Annotated in this window: 18 protein-coding genes; 6 read left to right on the top strand and 12 right to left on the bottom strand. The window is 73.5% G+C overall.

Features of this window, described 5'->3' with window-relative positions; translation table 11 throughout:
* Nucleotides 1–12: 12 nt before the first annotated feature.
* The 4 genes from BSB02_RS09425 to metH all read right to left on the bottom strand — a co-directional run bounded on the left by BSB02_RS09425 (nucleotide 13) and on the right by metH (nucleotide 5,703).
* Entirely contained in the window at nucleotides 13–651 is a 639-nt protein-coding gene (locus tag BSB02_RS09425) for an HAD family hydrolase (RefSeq protein ID WP_084958323.1), read from the bottom strand.
* Between the two features lie 75 nt (nucleotides 652–726).
* The gene (locus BSB02_RS09420; protein ID WP_084958322.1) at nucleotides 727–1,191 is read right to left on the bottom strand and encodes a hypothetical protein; all 465 of its coding nucleotides are present in this window, start codon (nucleotides 1,189–1,191) and stop codon (nucleotides 727–729) included.
* A gap of 327 nt (nucleotides 1,192–1,518) precedes the next feature.
* The gene (locus BSB02_RS09410) at nucleotides 1,519–2,196 is read right to left on the bottom strand and encodes a hypothetical protein (protein WP_143590411.1); all 678 of its coding nucleotides are present in this window, start codon (nucleotides 2,194–2,196) and stop codon (nucleotides 1,519–1,521) included.
* Between the two features lie 42 nt (nucleotides 2,197–2,238).
* On the bottom strand, nucleotides 2,239–5,703 hold the full coding sequence (gene metH, locus BSB02_RS09405) for a methionine synthase (protein ID WP_084958319.1): 3,465 nt from the start codon (nucleotides 5,701–5,703) through the stop codon (nucleotides 2,239–2,241).
* 55 nt (nucleotides 5,704–5,758) lie between these two features.
* Here metH and BSB02_RS09400 point away from each other — a divergent pair, with 55 nt between their 5' ends.
* The 3 genes from BSB02_RS09400 (at nucleotide 5,759) to BSB02_RS09390 (ending at nucleotide 7,958) form a co-directional block, all read left to right on the top strand.
* Entirely contained in the window at nucleotides 5,759–6,220 is a 462-nt protein-coding gene (locus BSB02_RS09400; protein WP_084958318.1) for a universal stress protein, read from the top strand.
* Nucleotides 6,221–6,355: 135 nt separating this feature from the next.
* Complete coding sequence (locus tag BSB02_RS09395; protein ID WP_084958317.1) at nucleotides 6,356–7,210, top strand: PAC2 family protein; 855 nt, start codon at nucleotides 6,356–6,358, stop codon at nucleotides 7,208–7,210.
* A 253-nt stretch (nucleotides 7,211–7,463) separates the two neighbouring features.
* Nucleotides 7,464–7,958 (top strand): hypothetical protein, encoded by a 495-nt coding sequence (locus BSB02_RS09390; RefSeq protein ID WP_143590409.1) that lies wholly within the window; start codon nucleotides 7,464–7,466, stop codon nucleotides 7,956–7,958.
* A gap of 119 nt (nucleotides 7,959–8,077) precedes the next feature.
* On the opposite strand, the gene BSB02_RS09385 is transcribed toward BSB02_RS09390, so the two are convergent.
* Nucleotides 8,078–8,611, bottom strand: a complete 534-nt coding sequence (locus BSB02_RS09385) for a DUF1697 domain-containing protein (protein ID WP_084958315.1) — start codon at nucleotides 8,609–8,611, stop codon at nucleotides 8,078–8,080.
* A 3-nt stretch (nucleotides 8,612–8,614) separates the two neighbouring features.
* The gene (locus tag BSB02_RS42070) at nucleotides 8,615–9,013 is read right to left on the bottom strand and encodes a DUF3224 domain-containing protein (protein WP_143590407.1); all 399 of its coding nucleotides are present in this window, start codon (nucleotides 9,011–9,013) and stop codon (nucleotides 8,615–8,617) included.
* Between the two features lie 245 nt (nucleotides 9,014–9,258).
* On the opposite strand from BSB02_RS42070, the gene BSB02_RS09375 reads away from it, so the two are divergent.
* From BSB02_RS09375 to BSB02_RS09365, 3 genes are all read left to right on the top strand, one after another.
* The gene (locus tag BSB02_RS09375) at nucleotides 9,259–10,035 is read left to right on the top strand and encodes an alpha/beta fold hydrolase (protein ID WP_084958313.1); all 777 of its coding nucleotides are present in this window, start codon (nucleotides 9,259–9,261) and stop codon (nucleotides 10,033–10,035) included.
* 254 nt (nucleotides 10,036–10,289) lie between these two features.
* Nucleotides 10,290–10,697, top strand: a complete 408-nt coding sequence (locus tag BSB02_RS09370; protein ID WP_084958312.1) for a hypothetical protein — start codon at nucleotides 10,290–10,292, stop codon at nucleotides 10,695–10,697.
* Between the two features lie 2 nt (nucleotides 10,698–10,699).
* Nucleotides 10,700–10,882, top strand: a complete 183-nt coding sequence (locus BSB02_RS09365; RefSeq protein ID WP_084958311.1) for a DUF6186 family protein — start codon at nucleotides 10,700–10,702, stop codon at nucleotides 10,880–10,882.
* Here BSB02_RS09365 and BSB02_RS09360 read toward each other — a convergent pair.
* From BSB02_RS09360 to BSB02_RS09335, 6 genes are read right to left on the bottom strand one after another with little or no spacing between them, the layout of a single operon-like run.
* Nucleotides 10,813–11,598, bottom strand: coding sequence for a sirohydrochlorin chelatase (locus tag BSB02_RS09360; RefSeq protein ID WP_240506298.1), 786 nt, complete (start codon nucleotides 11,596–11,598; stop codon nucleotides 10,813–10,815). The two genes, BSB02_RS09365 and BSB02_RS09360, sit on opposite strands and share 70 nt — an antisense overlap.
* Nucleotides 11,595–12,761, bottom strand: coding sequence for a uroporphyrinogen-III synthase (locus BSB02_RS09355; RefSeq protein ID WP_084958309.1), 1,167 nt, complete (start codon nucleotides 12,759–12,761; stop codon nucleotides 11,595–11,597). The genes BSB02_RS09360 and BSB02_RS09355 overlap by 4 nt, the downstream gene beginning before the upstream one ends.
* Nucleotides 12,758–13,108 (bottom strand): nitrite reductase small subunit NirD, encoded by a 351-nt coding sequence (gene nirD, locus BSB02_RS09350; RefSeq protein WP_084958308.1) that lies wholly within the window; start codon nucleotides 13,106–13,108, stop codon nucleotides 12,758–12,760. The genes BSB02_RS09355 and nirD overlap by 4 nt, the downstream gene beginning before the upstream one ends.
* Entirely contained in the window at nucleotides 13,105–15,525 is a 2,421-nt protein-coding gene (nirB, locus tag BSB02_RS09345) for a nitrite reductase large subunit NirB (RefSeq protein WP_084958307.1), read from the bottom strand. The genes nirD and nirB overlap by 4 nt, the downstream gene beginning before the upstream one ends.
* Nucleotides 15,522–16,916 (bottom strand): FAD-dependent oxidoreductase, encoded by a 1,395-nt coding sequence (locus BSB02_RS09340; protein ID WP_084958306.1) that lies wholly within the window; start codon nucleotides 16,914–16,916, stop codon nucleotides 15,522–15,524. The genes nirB and BSB02_RS09340 overlap by 4 nt, the downstream gene beginning before the upstream one ends.
* Nucleotides 16,913–18,883, bottom strand: coding sequence for a molybdopterin oxidoreductase family protein (locus tag BSB02_RS09335; protein WP_206184600.1), 1,971 nt, complete (start codon nucleotides 18,881–18,883; stop codon nucleotides 16,913–16,915). The genes BSB02_RS09340 and BSB02_RS09335 overlap by 4 nt, the downstream gene beginning before the upstream one ends.
* Nucleotides 18,884–18,932 lie beyond the last annotated feature (49 nt).

The following is an 18,932-nucleotide window of genomic DNA, read 5'->3' as shown; positions in this document are numbered from 1 at the left end:
CGGGGACTCCCCTCACAGGAGGGCGCGCAGGTCGTCCGGGGTGACCTCGGTCAGCGAGGAGACCACGAGCCGCCCGGGGGCGGGCTCGATCGGCAGCAGGCTGGGCACCGCCACGACCGCGCAGCCGGCCGCGGTCGCGGCGGCCACGCCGTTGGGCGAGTCCTCCAGCACCACGCACCGCACCGGCTCGACGCCCAGCAGGCGGGTGGCGGTCAGGTAGGGCTCGGGGTCCGGCTTGGTCCTGGCCACGTCGTCGGCGGTGACCACGGCGTCGAACCGGTCCCGCCCGACGAAGGTCAGCACGGCCTCGGCGATCTCCTTCAGCGACGAGGTCACCAGGCCCACGGGCACGCCCTCGCCGCGCAGGTCCTCCAGCAGCTCCAGCGCCCCGGGCATGGGGGTCACCCCGCCGGCGAGCTTGGCCACCATGCCGTCGACCATCCAGCGGCGCAGGGTCTGCGGCGGCACGTCGGAGCCGGAGACGGCCAGCATGTAGGAGACGGTCCGCTCCATCGAGCCGCCGACGAGGTGCGCCTGGTGCTCGGGCGTCCACTGGCCGCCCAGCTGCGCCATCACCTCGGTCTCCAGCTCCAGCCACACCTTCTCGGTGTCGACGAGAAGGCCGTCCATGTCGAAGAAGACCGCTTCCATGACTCCCCGTTTCGTGTCGGTCGTGGGCAGGATTCAACGGCTCGGAGCGCGAGGAGATTCCTGCCCGGCGGCGTTTCAGCCGGAGGCGGTCAGCATAGCCATGTGATCGGCCAGAGCGGCTGACCGGGCGGCGCCCGTGTCGCGGAGGTGTCGCGCGAGGTCACGCCACAGGCCGGGGTCGGTGGGCGAGACGACCAGGGCGTGGTGCGGCGGCAGGCCGTACGGGAGGCCCATGCGCGGCCACAGCGAGGCGGTCCGCCGGCCGGGACCGCGCCACGGGGGCGGCAGCTCGCCCCGGTGGTCGAGGAGGTGGCGGGGGCCGAGCATGCGTTCGCGCGCGAACCGGTCGCCGCAGACGTCCCCGGCGCGACGGAAGGTTTCCCGCCTGTCCCGCTGGCCGCGCAGGACGGAGGTCATCACGGGCGCGCCGCCCAGCCGGAGCACCGCGGCGACGGCGTGGTAGTCGGCGTCGATCTCGGCCAGCTGGCCGCACACCGCCTTGACGGCCGGGTGCAGCCCGGCGCCGAAGAACAGCCGCACCAGCGCCTCCGGGGTCGCGGCGCAGCAGCAGCGCGATCGCGTGGCGGGTGGGCAGGGGTGAGGTAGCCGTTGAGGCGATCGCTGCCCCGCCGTACCAGGAGCAGGTAGGGCAGCTCCACGGGCCCGAAGCGCAGCCCGAGGGCGCGCTCCAGGGCTTCGGCGTCACGCACGAGCGTGCCGTGCAGACGGATCCGCCCCGCGAACAGGCCGCAGCCGGTGGAGTCGGCCGCGCTCGCCAGGGCCGCCTCGCGCACCAGGGACGCCGTCAGCTCCACGAGCACGTCACCGCCCGCGACCTGGATCGTCGTCACGAACATCACAGCGTCATCACAGCAGCCCGAGGGTGGTGACGATGTCGCCGTAGTTCTCCCGCACGACGCGGAAGCCCTCGATCAGCCACTCGCGCATGGGCCTGCGGTCGGTCCGCTCGTAGGCCAGGCCGCGCCGTGTCCACGCCACTCCCAGGTCGTCGAGGAACCTGCCGGACCTGGCCGCCGCGTGGGCGTGGGCGATGTCGGCGAACACCTGCCGCAGGTGGGTGCGCACCTCCTGTTCGTCGGCCAGGTGGCCCAGCGGCAGGTACACCGCGTCGGTGTCGGCGGCGATGTCGCCGAAGACCACCAGCCCCGGCAGCGGCGGCGCGGCACCGTCGAACAGCATCCGCACCAGCCGGTAGGCCGGGTGCACGCTCCGCTGGGCCTCGCCCCACCGCTCGAAGGAGCCGCCGCCGAGCGGCACGGCGATCGGGGCGGGCTCGTCGAGGGCGAACAGCACCAGGATGTCGGGCCCGCTGTCGTCGGCGATGGTCCCGGAGCGGACGTAGCCGGCGATCTCCCGGTCGCCGCGGGCGTGGAAGGCCAGGAAGCAGCACACGCCGACCTGTTCGCGCAGCACAGCGAGCTTGTCGGGGGTGAACAGGGCGGCCAGGTCCCGGACGTTGCCGCAGTCGTACCTGGCCCGGGAGACGGCCTCCTCGGCCACGCTCTGGAAGGAGACAACCATCACGGACACCGACCGTAACGGGGTTCTCCCGCTGCGTCAGGGACTTCAGACGTTGAAGTACTTGGCCTCCGGGTGGTGCGCCACGAGGGCGGAGGTGGACTGCTCGGGGTGGAGCTGGAACTCCTCCGACAGGGCGACGCCGATGCGCTCGGGCCTGAGCAGCTCGAACAGCTGCCGCTGGTCCTCCAGGTTGGGGCAGGCGGGGTAGCCGAAGGAGTAGCGGCAGCCCTGGATGTTGACCTTGAGCATGTCCTCCAGCGACTCCTCGCCGCCGATGCCCAGCTCGGAGCGGACCCTCGCGTGCCAGTACTCGGCCAGCGCCTCGGTCAGCTGCACCGACAGGCCGTGCAGCTCCAGGTAGTCGCGGTAGGCGTCCTTGGCGAACAGCTCGGCGGTGGCCTCGGCGATGCGCGAGCCCATGGTGACCACCTGGAAGGCGACCACGTCGGTCTCGCCGGACTCGCGGGGGCGGAAGAAGTCCGACAGGCACAGGTGGCGGTCGCGGCGCTGGCGCGGGAAGGTGAAGCGGGTGCGCTCGTCGCCGTCGCCGTCGAGGATGACCAGCGAGTCGCCCTCGCTGACGCACGGGAAGTAGCCGTAGACGACGGCCGCCTCCAGCAGGCCCTCGGTCTGGATGCGGTCCAGCCACATGCGCAGCCGCGGGCGGCCCTCGGTCTCCACCAGCTCCTCGTAGCCGGGGCCCTCGCCGCCGCGGGTGGGCTTGAGCCCCCACTGGCCGAGGAACAGGGCGCGCTCGTCGAGGAAGGCGGCGTAGTCGGCCAGCGGGATGCCCTTGACGATGCGGTCGCCGTGGAAGGGCGCGGCGGGCACCGGGTTGTCGGTGGCCACGTCGGAGCGGGCGGGCAGCTCCTCGACGGGGGTGCGCTGCAGTACGGCGCCGGACTTGACGCGCCGCTCGCGCAGCGGCGGCAGCTGGGCGCCCGCCACGCCGCGCTTGACGGCCATGAAGGCGTCCATCAGCCGCAGGCCCTCGAAGGCGTCGCGGGCGTAGCGGACCTCGCCCTCGAACAGCGAGGCCAGGTCCTGCTCCACGTAGGCGCGGGTGAGGGCGGCGCCGCCGAGGAGGACCGGGTAGCGGCGGGCCAGGCCGCGGGCGTTCATCTCCTCGAGGTTCTCCTTCATCACCACCGTGGACTTCACCAGCAGCCCGGACATGCCGATGACGTCGGCCTGCTTCTCCTCGGCTGCCTCCAGGATGGCGCTGACCGGCTGCTTGATGCCGAGGTTGATCACCTCGTAGCCGTTGTTGGACAAGATGATGTCGACGAGGTTCTTGCCGATGTCGTGCACGTCGCCCTTGACGGTCGCCAGCACGATGCGGCCCTTGGTCTCGCCCTCCACGCGCTCCATGTGCGGCTCGAGGTAGGCGACGGCGGCCTTCATCACCTCGGCCGACTGCAGGACGAACGGCAGCTGCATCTGGCCGGAGCCGAACAGGTCGCCGACGGTCTTCATGCCGTCGAGCAGCACGTCGTTGATGATCTCCAGGGCGGGCCGCTGGGCGAGGGCCTCGTCGAGGTCGGCCTCCAGGCCCTTGCGCTCGCCGTCGACGATGCGCCGCTTGAGCCGCTCCCACAGCGGCAGGGCGGCCAGCTCCTCGGCCTTGCCCGCCCGCATGGAGGAGGCGTCGACGCCGGCGAACAGCTCCATGAACCGCTGCAGCGGGTCGTAGCCCTCGCGCCGCCTGTCGTAGATCATGTCGAGGGCGACCTGGCGCTGCTCGTCGGGGATGCGCGCCATCGGCAGGATCTTGGAGGCGTGCACGATGGCCGAGTCGAGCCCGGCCTTGACGCACTCGTTGAGGAAGACCGAGTTGAGCACCATCCGGGCCGCGGGGTTGAGGCCGAAGGAGACGTTGGAGACGCCCAGGGTGGTCTGCACGCCCGGGTAGCGGCGCTTGAGCTCGCGGATGGCCTCGATGGTCTCCAGCGCGTCGCGCCGGGTCTCCTCCTGGCCGGTGGCGATGGGGAAGGTCAGGCAGTCGACGATGATGTCCTCGACCCGCATGCCCCAGTTGGTCACCAGGTCCTCGATCAGGCGGGTGGCGACGCGGACCTTCCACTCGGCGGTGCGGGCCTGGCCCTCCTCGTCGATGGTGAGGGCGACCACGGCGGCGCCGTGCTCGCGGACCAGCCGCATGATCTTCTGGAAGCGCGAGTCGGGGCCGTCGCCGTCCTCGTAGTTCACCGAGTTGACCACCGCGCGCCCGCCCAGCATCTCCAGCCCGGCCTGGATGACCGCCGGCTCGGTGGAGTCGAGCATGATCGGCAGGGTGGAGGCGGTGGCGAAGCGGAAGGCCAGCTCCTTCATGTCGGCCACGCCGTCGCGGCCGACGTAGTCGACGCACAGGTCGAGCATGTGGGCGCCGTCGCGGGCCTGCTCGCGGGCCATCTCGACGCAGTCGTCCCAGCGGCCGGCCAGCATCGCCTCGCGGAAGGCCTTGGAGCCGTTGGTGTTGCAGCGCTCGCCGATGGCCAGGTAGGAGGTGTCCTGCCGGAACGGCACGCTCTGGTAGAGGGAGGAGGCGCCCGGCTCGGGGTGGGGCCTGCGCGGGGCGGGCTGCCGGCCGCGGACGCGCTCGACGACCTGGCGCAGGTGCTCGGGGGTGGTGCCGCAGCAGCCGCCCACCAGCGCCAGGCCGTAGTCGCGGGTGAAGGCCTCGTGGGCGTCGGCCAGCTCCTCGGGCCGCAGCGGGTAGTAGGCGCCGTCGGCGGTCAGCACCGGCAGGCCGGCGTTGGGCATGCACGACAGCTTCAGGCGGCTGTGCCTGGCCAGGTAGCGCAGGTGCTCGCTCATCTCGGCCGGGCCGGTGGCGCAGTTGAGGCCGACCACGTCGACGCCGAGCGGCTCGATGGCGGTCAGCGCCGCGCCGATCTCCGAGCCCAGCAGCATCGCCCCGTTGGTCTCGATGGTGACCTGGGCGATGATCGGCACGTCCTTCCCCGCCGCCTCGATGGCCCGCTTGGCGCCCACGACGGCGGCCTTGAGCTGGAGCAGGTCCTGGCAGGTCTCGATGATGAGGGCGTCGGCGCCGCCCGCGACGAGCCCGGCGGCGTTGTCGCGGTAGGCGTCGCGCAGCGTGGAGTACGGCAGGTGCCCCAGCGTCGGCAGCTTGGTGCCGGGCCCGATCGAGCCCAGGACGAACCGTGGGTGCTCGGGCGTGCTCCAGCGGTCGGCCGCCTCGCGGGCGATCCTGGCCCCGGCCTCGGAGTACTCGAAGATCCGGTCGCTGATGCCGTACTCGCCCAGCGCCGCGTAGTTGGCGCCGAAGGTGTTGGTCTCCACGCAGTCGACGCCCGCCTCGAAGTAGGCGTCGTGGACGGCTCGCACGATGTCGGGCCGGGTCACGTTGAGCACCTCGTTGCAGCCCTCGTGCCCCTCGAAGTCGTCCAGCGACGGGTCGTAGGACTGCAGCATCGTCCCCATGGCCCCGTCGGCCACCATGACGCGCTGGGACAGGACATCACGGAAGGACGGCGAGTGGCTCATGACCCTAAGCTTAGTCATCCCCGTAATTGAACCTTCCGTCCAATGAGAGGTTCCGATGGCCTACCGCACCATCCTCGTGGGCACCGACGGCTCCCCCTCCTCCTTCCGCGCCGTGTCCGCCGCGGGCGCGCTCGCCCATGCCACGGGCGCCAGGCTCGTGCTGGCCTGCGCCTACCTGCCCATGCGCGAGCGGGAGCGGGCCGCGGCCGCCGACCGGCTGGGCGAGCTGGCCTACAAGGTGAGCGGCTCCACCCCGGCCGAGGACGCCCTGCGGGCCGCCCGCGAGCACGCCGTCGCGGCCGGGGCCGCCGACGTCGTGCTGGCCGCCGAGGAGGGCGACGCGGCCGACGTGCTGGTCTCGCTGGCCGCCGCCCACGGGGCCGACCTGCTGGTGGTGGGCAACAGGGGGCTCAACAGCCTGGCCGGGCGGCTGCTGGGCTCGGTGCCGTCGACCGTCACCCACCGGGCGGGGTGCGACGTGCTCATCGTGCACACCACTCCGGGCGGCCGGGGCTGAGCGGCCGCCTCTGTCGCCGGTGACCTGGGCGGGTGGCGCGCCACCCGGCGTGCGGACAAGATGATCGAAGCGGACCGTGACGCTCCGGCCGTTGCACCGCATAGGCTTAACCAGACACCAGCGAGAGGAGGGCGCGTGATCGAGCTCGAAGGGCTCCCCGAGCTCGTCGACCCGGTGCTGATCGCCGCGTTCGAGGGCTGGAACGACGCGGGCGAGGCGTCGAGCGGCGTGATCGCCCACCTCGAGAGCGCCTGGCAGGCCAAGCCGCTGGCGGCCATCGACCCCGAGGACTACTACGACTTCCAGGTCACCCGGCCGATCGTCGAGATGGGCGAGGGCCACACCAGGGCCATCATCTGGCCCACGACGCGGCTGTCCTACGCCCGGCCGCCGGGGTCCTCGCGCGACGTCGTGCTGCTGCGCGGGATCGAGCCCAACATGCGCTGGCGGTCGTTCTGCGAGGAGATCATCGAGCTGTGCCGCGAGCTGGGCGTCGAGCTGGCGGTCATGCTGGGCGCGCTGCTGAACGACTCGCCCCACACCCGTCCGGTGCCGGTCATCGGCGCGGCGACCGACGAGGGCCTGGCCCGCTCGATCAACCTGGAGCTGAGCCGCTACGAGGGGCCGACCGGCATCGTCGGCGTGCTGCAGAACGCCTTCGGCCAGGCCGGGCTGCAGGCGGTCTCGCTGTGGGCGTCGGTGCCCCACTACGTGGCCCAGCCGCCCAACCCCAAGGCCACGCTGGCGCTGCTGCGCCGCATCGAGGACCTGCTCGACATCGCCATGCCGCTGGGCGACCTGGAGGAGGAGGCCCGCGCCTGGGAGCGCGGGGTCGACGAGCTGGCCTCCCAGGACAGCGAGGTGGCCGAGTACGTCAAGGAGCTCGAGGAGCGCAAGGACGCCGCCGAGCTGCCCGAGGCCAGCGGCGACGCGATCGCCGCGGAGTTCGAGCGTTACCTCCGGCGCCGCAACAACAACACTGACAGCTAATTTTCAGCGTATTCGCACCGGTTTCGCGGAATAATCGGGGACCCACGAAGTTCATACAAATCTGCACCAAGTTGGGATCCCAGCTTGCAACGATTGGACAACCAGGAGAAGCACGGCTCTGCAAACTTCGGCGACAACCAACGGTGCCACGTCGAATCATGCCCCTGTGACTGCGCACGTTAGGCCTACCATGGTGACTTCCCATGTAGATCCGCACCAAAGAAGTCAGGACACCAGACGACGAGTGCTGGAGATGGCCCTCTCGCTGCGGGAGGACCGCACGGGCGGGCCGGTGGATCATTTCCTCGCCCTTCTCCAGGACCGGCTCCCCCTATGGCTCCGCATCCTCCACAACCTCACCCCGGGCAGGGGCGAGGTGCGGGAGAACCTCATATTCGTCGCCCGTGCGGGCATCGATTACTACTCCGAGATCCAGTCGGCGGCGCTGCCCGCCTTCACCGAACCCGCGGTGACCGTCCGCTTCCGCCAGGCCGTGCGAGACAACGGCCTGGGCCCCATGGCCGAGATCGTGCCGCTGGCCGCCTACCTGGAGGCCGAGCAGCGGCTGGGCCGCGTCTCGCCCCAGGTCGACCCGCAGGCCACCGCCCGGCTGCTGCTGGCCGGCTGCTTCCAGCACGCCTACAACGAGATGTTCGTGGGCGAGGACTTCGGTCCCGGCCGCGACGAGGCGGCGGCGCAGATCGTGCGGGAGCTGCGGGTGGAGCCGGTGGAGGTCGGCTCTCCGTGACGGCCTCGAGGTCGCGTCGAGCACGTCCGCGCGGCCGCCGTTGAGGGAGAAGTCGAGGGAGAAGGGGTGACCGCGGGAACGTTCCGCCGTCACCCCGCGCCAGGCCGGCGGCTCCGGGCTCAGTCCAGCATGGACAGCAGCTTGGTGACGGTGTTCCAGTTGCGCGAGGTGGCGACCAGGCCCAGGCGCTTCTCCCAGAAGGCGTGCGTCAGCTTGCTGTTGCGCATGCCGTCCGGGTGCCACACGTAGATCTCGCGCTCGCCGACGACGTAGGTCTCCGGCGCGAACCGGGCGGGGTCCAGGTCGGCGTACCGGCCGGGGTCGGGCTTGTCCGACAGGAAGGTGACCAGGTAGCGCGCCGGGTCGGTGACGGCCTCCCGCAGCGGGTCGCGGGCGACCACGTCGGCCAGCTCCCGCCGCCCGCGCACCAGGCAGCGCACCGGCATGCCGAGCCGTTCCCGGATGGCCGCCTCGATGCGGGCGGCCACCTCCTGCTCGCCGCCCGTGCCGGTGAACACGGCGTTGCCGCTTTGCAGGTGGGTGGCCACGTCGGTGTAGCCGAGGCCGGCCAGCAGGTCCCGCAGGTCGGCCATGGACATGCGCATCCTGCTGCCCAGGTTGATCCCGCGCAGCAGCGCCGCGTACCGCTCCACGGCTCAGCCGCCGAGGGTGTAGTCGAAGGTGTAGGAGTGCCGCCCGTCGGCCACGTCGATGACCATCTGGCCGCGGATGCCGGTCAGCTCGCCGGTGCCGGAGTCGGGCACCACGCTGACGGTCAGCGAGGCGTCGCCCCGGTCCATCAGGCCGGTGTGGAGCAGCACGAAGCTGCCGGAGCGGCCGTGGACGGAGCCTTCCAGCCGCTCGACCGCCACGTATCCGGCCGAGCCCGGCACGCCGGTGACGGCCTTGGTCACCTCCGCGACGCTGGAGCCCTCGATGTCGCCGGTGAAGCTCTTGGTGACGGTGGCGCGGGACAGCGTGGCGCCCTCCCGCTCGTCGTAGGCGGGCTGCTCGTCCCACTTCACCTCGAACCGGCCCGTCGCTCGGACAGTCACAGGGGCACTCCTCTCCGCTGGTGCGCCTCGTCGGGCATGGCTGCCGGTCCCTCCTGCTGCCAGGTCGGCTGTGCTGACAGGCTGGGAGCGTATTAGCCGCCGGCGGGCAAGGCCAGCGGTTCCGGCGGGCCGGCCGCGCCTCGCCTCCCCGCCGTCACGCCCGCCCTCCAGGGCGGCGATGAGTTCCGGCCCGCCGCACGGTCTATACGGCAGCATCGGACGCCGCACATCTCCAGGAGGAGGTCATGCACACGTCTCAGGACGTCGCCAAGTCGGCCGACGGCACACCGATCGCCTTCGAACGCTCCGGCAGCGGGCCCGCGGTGGTGATGGTGGATCCCGCCGGGGGCTACTCCGGATTCGACACCATCCGGCGCCTGGGCTCCCTGCTCGCCGACCACTTCACCGTCCACACCTACGACCGGCGCGGCCGGGGCGCCAGCGGCGACACCCCGCCCTACGCCGTCCAGCGCGAGGTCGAGGACCTGGCCGCGGTGATCGCCGAGGCGGGCGGCTCGGCCTGCGTCTACGGGTTCTCCTCCGGCGGGCTGCTGGCCCTGCACGCGGCGGCCGGCGGGCTGCCCATCACCAGGCTCGCCCTGTTCGAACCGCCCGTGCGAGGCGAGGACGAGCCGCCGGACCTCGCCTTCACCGCGCGGATCGCCGAGCTGGTGGCCGCCGGCCGACGCGCCGAGGCGGTCCGGGAGTTCCTGACCTCCACCGGCGTGCCGCCCGAGATGATGGCCGAGCTCGGTCCCACCCTCCCGGCGCTGGAGGCGGTCGCCCACACCCTGGTCTACGACTGCGAGATCTCCAACGCCACCACCCACGCCCTCCTCCGCGAGGTGCGGGTCCCGGCCTTGGTGCTCGACAGCCAGGGCAGCTCCGACGACCTCACCGGCGGCACCGCCGCGATCGCCGCGGCGCTCCCCCACGGCGTACGGCGCAGCCTGCCCGGCGGCTGGCACGGCGCCGACGACGAGGCCGTCGCCGCCGCGGTGACGGAGTTCTTCCGCGGCTGACCGCGTTCCCGATTTCCGCCCCTCGCGCGGCTGCGCAGACGCCGGCCGCGCAGCCGCGCGAGGGGCGGTCCGGGCGATGCCGCCAGGGCGCCCGCGGCCCGGCCACGGCGACACGTCGGCGCATGGTGCAGCGCATGCCCGTGTGCCTGGGCGGGGCCTCGGTCGGATGCATGGTCGGGCACACGACCCAGTGCCTGGCCCGGTGCCTGGCCCGGTGCGGGGGGCGGCGATACGCTGGCGGCCGGAGGCACGGGATGGAAGAGCCCACGGGAGGCCTGGCCGGGCGGCGCGAGCAGGCGCGGGGCGGGTGGCCGCGGCGCGGCCTGCTCGCCGCCCTCCTCGCCGCCGCGGCCGTCGCCGGCGCCGGCCTGCCGTCGTTCGCCCCCGCGACCTACGCCGCCGTGATCGCGGTCGGCGTCGTGGTGCTCGGCGCGGCCTGCCGTACCCACGTCAGGACCGCGCGGGCACGCGAGAGGCCGGCCCTGTGGTGGCCCTGGGCGGTCGCCTGCGCGGCGTTCGCCGGGCTGGAGGCGTGGGCGCTGCTGGATCCCGCGCAGCCGACGGTGAGCGACCTCATGGACCCGGTCCTGGCCGAGCCGGTGTGGCGCGGGCTCGCCTGGGGCGTGTGGCTGCTGGCCGGGTGGGGGGTGGTGCGCCGGTGACGATGGCGGTGGCGTACGGCCTGGCCGTAGGCGGGCTGATCGTCCTGGAGGCGCTGGCCCGGCGGCCCGGTTCGGCGCTGCCCACGGCGGGCGAGTGCCTGGCCTGGGCGATGGGTCACCCGGCGGGGCGGGTGCTGGTGGTGCTGGCGTGGTGGTGGGCGGGCTGGCACTTCCTGGCCCGGTGACCGGCCCGGTGAGCCGCGTCGTGGCGGATCCACACGAGCGAGGCCGCCTCCTCCCCCAGCGGCTCGGTCACCAGGCCGGCGCCCGCGGCCAGCAGCCGGTCGTGGAAGAAGCCCGGCGCCAGCAGGTAGGAGGCCACGGCCGTCTCCGGGGTGACGACGTCCCCGACGGCGGGCGTCCCGGAGGCGGCGAAGGCGGCGGTCACCGGGCGGGCCAGGCGCGCGGCCAGCAGGCGGGCCGTGGCGCGGACCTCGGCGAGCGCCGCGGGGTCGGCCGATCCGGCGGCGCCGAGCACCACCGGCTGGTGGGGGCGCAGCCCGGCCCCGGCCAGGCGGCGCGCCAGCGACTCGGCCAGCAGGTAGTGCGGCCCCAGGTGGCGGGTGACGACGGCGCCGGGCCGGGTGCGGGCGACGACGGCCGGCAGGTCGATGTGGACGTGGTAGCCCCCGGCCAGCAGCAGCGGCACGACCGTGACCGGCCCGTGGAGCGTGGGCAGCAGGTCGGCGAGGAGGGGCCTGCTGATCTCCAGGTAGGCCAGCTCGACCCGGTATCCCGGCCGCTGGGCGCGCACGGCGCCGGCCAGCCGTTCCAGGGTCTGCTCCCCCGCCCGGCTGCGCGTGCCGTGCGCGGCCAGGACGAGCACCGGCCCCGCCGCCGTGCCGGGCCGGGCCGGTCCTCTTCGCGGCCCGTACGGCGGCGCCGGCGGGAAGGCCGTCACAGGTCGCCGTCCCGGTCCGTGGCGAGCCGGTAGCCGCGCTTGACCACGGTCTCGACGATTCCCGCCGGTCCGAGCGCCCGCCGCAGCCGCGTGACGGCCATCTCGACGGCGTGCTCGGCGGAGTCGCGCGTGTGGCTGCCCGGCAGGACCGTGCGCAGCTCGGCCCGGTGCACGACGTGGCCGGGCTTGTCGGCCAGGCGCTTGAGCACCGCCATCGGCGCGGGGGGCAGCGGGCGCAGCTCGCCGTCCACGACGACGGCGTGCCCGCGGATCTCCAGCCGGTGCCCGCCGGCCACCAGCCGGGTGACGCCGTGCTCGGGCAGGTGCCGGGCGAGCGTGCGGGCCAGCGCGCCGAGCCTGGAGCGTTCCGGCTGGATGACCGGCACGTCGCGGGCGACCAGCGGCTGGGCGGTGATGGGCCCGACGCAGGCCGCGGCGACGCCCCCGCGGAAGGCGGCCAGCAGTTCCTCCTCCACGCCTTCGGAGCGGGCCGCGCCCAGCATGGCCAGGACGGCCGGGGCGCTGGTGAAGGCCACGGCGTCCACGCCGCCGGCGATGGTCTGGGTGATGAGGCGGCGCAGCGGCGAGGGGTCGCGGCAGGGCAGCCACCGGTACACCGGCACCTCGATCACCTCCGCCCCGGCCTCCCGCAGCGAGGCCACGAACTCCGTCAGCGGCTCGCCGTGCAGCTGGACCACGATGCGCCGCCCGGCCAGGTCCTGGCCCATCAGGTAGTCGTGGACCTCGGCGCACGACTCGGAGGGGGCGGTCCAGTGGTCGGTCAGCCCGGCCGCCTTGACCGCGCCGCGCGCCTTGGGCCCCCGCGACAGGATGCGCGCCGCGCCCAGGTGCTCCAGCAGCTGGGCGGACAGGCCCCAGCCCTCGGCGGCGGCCACCCAGCCGCGCAGGCCCACCCCCGTGGTGACCACGACGTCGTCCACGGGGGCGGCCAGGCACCGGCGGGTGGCCGCCAGCAGCTCGGCGTCCTCCGGCAGCGGCACCAGGCGGATCGCGGGCGCGCTGACCACCCGGGCGCCGCGGCGTTCGAGCAGCGCGCGGAACTCCTCGCGGCGCCGGGTGGCGGTCACCCCGACGGTGAACCCGGCCAGCGCGTCCGGGGCCGTCTCGGGCGTGGCGGGCGTCTCGGCCGCCAGTGCGCTCATGCCGACACCTCCACCCGTCCCTCGCGCACGCGGACGGGGTAGGTCGGGACGGACACCGCCGGGTCGTCCAGGCAGACGCCGGTGACCAGGGAGAACACCTGCTTGTGCATCGGCGAGGCCACGGTCGGCTCGCTGCCGCGGGTGCCCACGATCCCGCGCGAGAGGACGTGGGCGCCGCTGAAGGGGTCGAGGTTGCCGACGGCGTACAGGCGGCCGCCGAAGTCCCGGAATATCGCGATCTGCCGCCCGGAGACCAGCACGCACACCCCCCGCTCGGGGATCAGCTCGGCGTAGGAGCACACCGGGACCCACGTGCCGATGGGCCGGTCGATCAGAAGCTCGGTCATTTGCGCACCACCTCCAGAGGGACGAGGACGGGCTTGATCTGGTCGCGTTCGGTCTCGAAGACGATCGACGGGTCGGGCACGCCGGGGGCGTTGACGAAGCTGGTGAAGCGGCGCAGCTTGTCGGGGTCCTCCAGTACGGCCCGCCATTCGTCGAAGTAGGTGGCCACGTGCCGCTCCATCTGGGCCTCGAGGTCGGCGCAGATGCCCAGCGAGTCCTCGACCACGACCTGCCGCAGGTAGTCCAGGCCGCCCTCCAGCGACTCCAGCCAGGCGGCCGTGCGCTGCAGGCGGTCGGCCGTGCGGATGTAGAACATGAGGAACCGATCGATGATCTTGATGAGCTCGTCGGTGGGCACGTCCGACACCAGCAGGTCGGCGTGGCGGGGCTTGAAGCCGCCGTTGCCGCAGACGTAGAGGTTCCAGCCCTGTTCGGTGGCGATGATGCCGAAGTCCTTGGAGCGGGCCTCGGCGCACTCGCGGGCGCAGCCGGACACCGCGGCCTTGAGCTTGTGCGGCGAGCGCAGGCCCCGGTAGCGCAGCTCCAGCGCGATGGCCAGGCCGACGGAGTCCTGCACGCCGTACCGGCACCAGGTCGAGCCCACGCACGACTTGACCGTGCGCAGCGCCTTGCCGTACGCGTGGCCGGACTCGAACCCGGCGTCCACCAGCCGCTTCCAGATCTGCGGCAGCTGCTCGACGCGGGCGCCGAACAGGTCGATCCGCTGCCCGCCGGTGATCTTGGTGTAGAGCCCGAAGTCGCGCGCCACCTCGCCGATGACGATGAGCTTGTCCGGGGTGATCTCGCCGCCCGGGATGCGTGGGACGACCGAGTAGGTGCCGTTCTTCTGGATGTTGGCCAGGAAGTGGTCGTTGGTGTCCTGCAGCGCGGCCAGCTCGCCGTCCAGCACGTGCTGGTTGTGCAGGGAGGCCAGGATGGAGGCGACCGCGGGCTTGCAGATGTCGCAGCCGCGGCCCCGCCCGTGCTCGGCGATGAGCTGGGAGAAGGTCGTGATGCCGCGCACCCGCACGATGTCGAACAGCTCGGCCCGGCTCTGGTCGAAGTGCTCGCACAGCGCCTTGCTGACCTCCACGCCGGACTTGACCAGCAGCTGCTTGAGCATCGGCACGCAGGAGCCGCACGTGGTCCCGGCGCGGGTGCAGCTCTTGATCCCGCCGACGTCGGTGAGGCCCTGGACGGCGATGGCCTCGCGGATCTCGCCGGCGCAGACGTTGTTGCAGGAGCAGACCTGCGCGTCGTCGGGCAGGTCCAGCTGCACGCCCGAGCCGGTGAACAGCAGGTCGGCGGGCGCGGCCGGCAGCGGCTTGCCGACGAACCCCTTCAGGTTGGTGTACGGCGTGGCGTCGCCCACGCAGATGCCGCCGAGCAGGGTCTGGGCGTCGTCGCTGATGAACAGCCGCTTGTAGACGCCGCCGACGGGGTCCATGTAGGTGACGTCGAGCGCCCCGCCCATCGCCCCGAACTGGGCGACCTCGACGCCGAGCAGCTTGAGCTTGGTGGACATGTCGGCGCCGCCGAAGGAGGACTCGCCGCCCATGATGCGGTCGGCGGCCACCTCCGCCTGGGTGTTGCACGGCCCGACCAGGCCGTACACCATGCCCCCGGCCAGGGCGCACTCGCCGATCGCGTAGATCGACGGGTCGGATGTGCGCATGCCCGCATCGACGACGATGCCGCCGCGCTCGCCGACCTCCAGCCCGGCGGCGCGGGCCAGCTCGTCGCGGGGCCGGATGCCGGCGGAGAACACCACGACCTCGGCCGGGATCTCGCCGCCGTCCTTGAGCACCACCCGGCCGTCCTCGACGCGCTCCAGCATGACGCCGGTGTGGACGCCCAGGCCCAGCGCCTCGATGTGGCCCTTGAGCACGGCGCCGCCGCCCTCGTCGACCTGCCGGGGCATCAGCCAGGGGGCGATCTCCACGATGGCGGTGCTCAGCCCGAGGCCGCGCAGGGCGTCGGCGGCCTCCAGGCCGAGCAGGCCGCCGCCCACCACCACGCCGTGGCGGGCGGACTCGGCCGCCTTCCGGATGGCCTCCAGGTCCTCGATGGTGCGGTACACGAAGGCCCGCTCGGCCCCCGGCACCGGCGGCACGAACGGCGCCGAGCCGGTGGCCAGCACCAGCACGTCGTACGGCTCCCGCCGCCCGTCGTCGGTGACGACGGCCTTGCCGTCCCGGTCGATCCCGGTGACGCGGGCGCCCAGCAAAGTGGTGACGCCCGGCGGCACCGGGTAGCCCAGGTCGGCGCCCTCGGTGAGGTAGGAGGTCAGGTGGACCCGGTCGTAGGCGGGGCGCGGCTCCTCGCCGACGACCACGATCTCCCCGTCGAAGCCGCGCGTCACCAGCGTCTCGATCAGGCGGTGGGCCGAGGGCCCGTACCCGGCGACGACAACCCTCACGCTGAAACCCCTTCCTGTTCGCACAGCCAGCCGACGATCCCCTCGACCGCGTCCTTGCACGTGCCGCAGCCGGTGGTGGCGCGGGTGGCGGCGGCGACGCCCGCGACGTCCCGCGCGCCGGCCTCCCAGCAGGCCCTGATCTGTCCCTTGGTGACGTTGTTGCAGTGGCAGACCTTGGCCGAGTCGGGCATGCGCACGGGGCTGTCGGCCACCGCCCGGCCCGCAAGGCCGGGGAACAGCAGGTCCGCCCGGTCGCCCGGCAGCGGCCCGCCGCGGTCGAACAGGTGGGTGAGCGTGCCGACCACGTCGCTCTCGCCGAGCAGGATCGCGCCCACCAGGCGGCCGTCCCTGATGACGAGCTTGCGGTAGGTGCCGCGGGCGCGGTGGCTGAAGCGCACCACCTCGGCCTGCTCCTCGGTCAGGTGGGTCTCGCCCATGGCGGCCAGCTCGACGCTGCGCGCCTTGAGCCTGGTGACCAGGCGGGAGCCGCGGTAGAGGGCCTTGCCGCCGGTGATGACCGTGGCGGCCACCTCGGCCTGCTCCCAGGCGGGGGCGACCAGGCCGTAGACGGTGCCGTCGTGCTCGGCGCACTCCCCGATCGCGAAGATCGACGGGTCGTCGGTGCGCATCTCGTCGTCGACGACGACGCCCTGCCGTACCTCCAGGCCGGCCTGGGCGGCCAGGGCGGTCACCGGGCGCACGCCGCAGGCCAGGACGACCAGGTCGCCGCCGACGACCTCGCCGCCGGCCAGCCGTACCCCGGCGGGCAGGACCTCGCTGACCTGCACGCCGGTGCGGACCTCGATGCCCAGCCCGGCCAGCGTCTCGCTGAGCACCAGCCCGGCCTCGGGATCGAGCTGGCGTTCCATCAGGTGCCCGGCCAGGTGCAGCAGCGTCACCGGCAGGCCGCGCCCGGCCAGCCCGCGCGCCGCCTCCACGCCCAGCAGGCCGCCGCCGACGACCACGGCCCGCGAGCCGTTCTCGGCGGCGGCGAGGATCCGCCGGCAGTCGTCGAGCGTGCGGAACGGGACGGCCCGCTCCACGCCCGGGATCGGCGGCACGATGGGGTCGCTGCCGGTGGCCAGGACCAGCACGTCGTACGGCTCCCGCCGCCCGTCCTCGGTGATGACCGCCTGGGTGTCGCGGTCGATCTGCTCGACCCGGCAGCCGAGCACGGCCCGCACTCCGTGCTCGGCGTACCAGGCCGGGTCGAGCAGCCGCACCTGGTCGGGCCCCGAACTCCCGGCCAGGACGTTGGACAGCAGCACCCGGTTGTAGGGCTGCCACGGCTCGGCGCCGAAGACGGTGATCCGCGCCTCCTTCGAGCGGGCGCGCACCTCGCTGACGAAGCGGGACCCGGCCATGCCGTTCCCGACCACGACGATCCTCATCGGACGGCCTCCAGGCGCACGGCGCACACCTTGAACTCGGGCATGCGGGAGGTGGGGTCGAGCGCGGGGTTGGTCAGGCGGTTGGCGCCCTCCCAGTGGAAGGGCATGAAGACGGTGTCGGGCCGGATGGCGTCGGTGATCCTGGCGACGCCCTCGGCGCTGCCCCGGCGGCTGGTCACCCGCACCCGGTCGCCGGCGTCGATCTCCAGGTGGGCGGCGAGCGAGGGGTGCAGCTCCACGAAGGACTCGGGCGCCGCCTCCACCAGCGGGCCGATCCTGCGGGTCTGCGCGCCGCTCTGGTACTGGGCCAGGACGCGGCCGGTGGTCAGGTACACGGGGTAGTCCTCCGAAGTCTCCTCGGCGGGGGCGCGGTGCTCGACGGGAACGAACCGGGCGCGTCCGTCGGGTGTGGCGAAGGAGTCCAGGAACGGCCGGGGCGTGCCCGGGTGGCCGGGAGAGGGGCAGGGCCAGAACACGCCCGTCTCGGCCTCGATCCGCTCGTACGTGATGCCGGAGTAGTCGGCGATGCCGCCGGCGCTGGCGCGGCGCAGCTCGTCGAAGACCTCGCGCGGCTCGGCGGCGAAGCGGTGGCCCAGCCGTACGGCCAGGCCCTGGATGATCTGCAGGTCCGAGCGGACGCCGGGCGGAGGCTCGGCGGCCTTGCGGCGCAGCAGCACCCGGCCCTCCAGGTTGGTCATGGTGCCGGTCTCCTCGGCCCACTGGGTGGTGGGCAGCACCACGTCGGCCAGGGCCGCGGTCTCCGACATCACCAGGTCGGAGACGACCAGCAGGTCCAGGGACCTCAGCCGCTCGGCCACGGCCAGCGAGCGGGGCGCGGAGACGACGGGGTTGGAGCCGAACAGCAGCAGCGCGCGGGGGCCTTCGGGGGTGCCGAGGGCCTGGAGCAGCTCGTAGGCCGAGCGGCCGGGGCCGGGCAGGTCCTCGGGGCGCACGCCCCACACGGCGGCGACGTGCTCGCGCGCGGCCGGGTCGTCGATCTTGCGGTAGCCGGGCAGCTGGTCGGCCTTCTGGCCGTGCTCCCTGCCGCCCTGCCCGTTGCCCTGGCCGGTGAGGCAGCCGTAGCCGGAGCCCGGGCGGCCCGGCAGGCCGAGCGCGAGGGCGAGGTTGATGAAGGCGGTGACGGTGTCGGTGCCCTTGGCGTGCTGCTCGACGCCGCGGCCGGTGAGGACGACGGCCTTGGCGGCGCCGGCGAGGGCGTGGACGGCCTGGCGCATGCGGGCGACGGGCACGCCGGTGACGCGCTCGACCCGCTCGGGCCACCAGCTGGCCAGGGAGGTGCGCACCGCCTCGAAGCCGGTGGTGCGCTCAGCGATGTAGCCCTTGTCCAGCAGCCCTTCGGCGATCACCAGGTGCAGCAGGCCCAGCGCGAGGGCCAGGTCGGTGCCGGGGGCGGGCTGCAGGTGCAGCCAGGCCAGGCGGGCGGTGGCGGTGCGGCGGGGGTCGATCACGATGAGCCGGGGCAGGTGGCGCACGAACGGCGGCATGGTCTCGGCGACGTTGGCCCCCGCCATCAGCACCACCTCGGCCTGCGCCAGGTCGGTGACGGGGAACGGCAGGCCGCGGTCCATGCCGAACGCCCTGATCGACGCGGCGGCGGCCGAGGACATGCAGAAGCGGCCGTTGTAGTCGATCTGGCTGGTGCCCAGCGCCACCCGCGCGAACTTGCCCAGCTGGTAGGCCTTCTCGTTGGTCAGGCCGCCGCCCCCGAAGACCGCCACCGAGTCCGGGCCGTGCTCGGCGCGCAGCGCGCGCAGCCGCCCGGCGACGTAGTCCAGCGCCTCCCCCCAGCTCGCCGGCTCGCCGTGCAGGAGCGGCGTGGTCAGCCGGTCGCGGTGGGTCAGCAGCTCGGCCGCCGTCCAGCCCTTCTGGCACAGCGCACCGCCCGCGTTGGCGGGGACGTCGTCCCTGGGGCCGACCACGACGGGGGCGCCCGGCGTCAGGGTCATGCCGCATTGCAGGGCGCAGTACGGGCAGTGCGTCTTCACGGGCTCGATG

The organism is Thermoactinospora rubra (genome assembly GCF_002093975.1).
Classification (GTDB): Bacteria; Actinomycetota; Actinomycetes; order Streptosporangiales; family Streptosporangiaceae; genus Nonomuraea; species Nonomuraea rubra_A.
Note: the sequence above shows the minus strand (reverse complement) of the source record. Positions and strands in the feature narration are given on the sequence as shown.

Excerpts from the sequence above, each read along its gene's own strand:
- BSB02_RS09425 (WP_084958323.1), bottom strand. The coding sequence starts at position 651 with ATGGAAGCGGTCTTCTTCGACATGGACGGCCTTCTCGTCGACACCGAG.
- metH (WP_084958319.1), bottom strand. The coding sequence starts at position 5,703 with ATGAGCCACTCGCCGTCCTTCCGTGATGTCCTGTCCCAGCGCGTCATG.
- BSB02_RS09400 (WP_084958318.1), top strand. The coding sequence starts at position 5,759 with ATGGCCTACCGCACCATCCTCGTGGGCACCGACGGCTCCCCCTCCTCC.
- BSB02_RS09390 (WP_143590409.1), top strand. The coding sequence starts at position 7,464 with ATGGCCCTCTCGCTGCGGGAGGACCGCACGGGCGGGCCGGTGGATCAT.
- BSB02_RS09375 (WP_084958313.1), top strand. The coding sequence starts at position 9,259 with ATGCACACGTCTCAGGACGTCGCCAAGTCGGCCGACGGCACACCGATC.
- BSB02_RS09370 (WP_084958312.1), top strand. The coding sequence starts at position 10,290 with ATGGAAGAGCCCACGGGAGGCCTGGCCGGGCGGCGCGAGCAGGCGCGG.
- BSB02_RS09365 (WP_084958311.1), top strand. The coding sequence starts at position 10,700 with ATGGCGGTGGCGTACGGCCTGGCCGTAGGCGGGCTGATCGTCCTGGAG.
- BSB02_RS09355 (WP_084958309.1), bottom strand. The coding sequence starts at position 12,761 with ATGAGCGCACTGGCGGCCGAGACGCCCGCCACGCCCGAGACGGCCCCG.
- nirD (WP_084958308.1), bottom strand. The coding sequence starts at position 13,108 with ATGACCGAGCTTCTGATCGACCGGCCCATCGGCACGTGGGTCCCGGTG.
- BSB02_RS09340 (WP_084958306.1), bottom strand. The coding sequence starts at position 16,916 with ATGAGGATCGTCGTGGTCGGGAACGGCATGGCCGGGTCCCGCTTCGTC.
- BSB02_RS09335 (WP_206184600.1), bottom strand. The coding sequence starts at position 18,883 with ATGACCCTGACGCCGGGCGCCCCCGTCGTGGTCGGCCCCAGGGACGAC.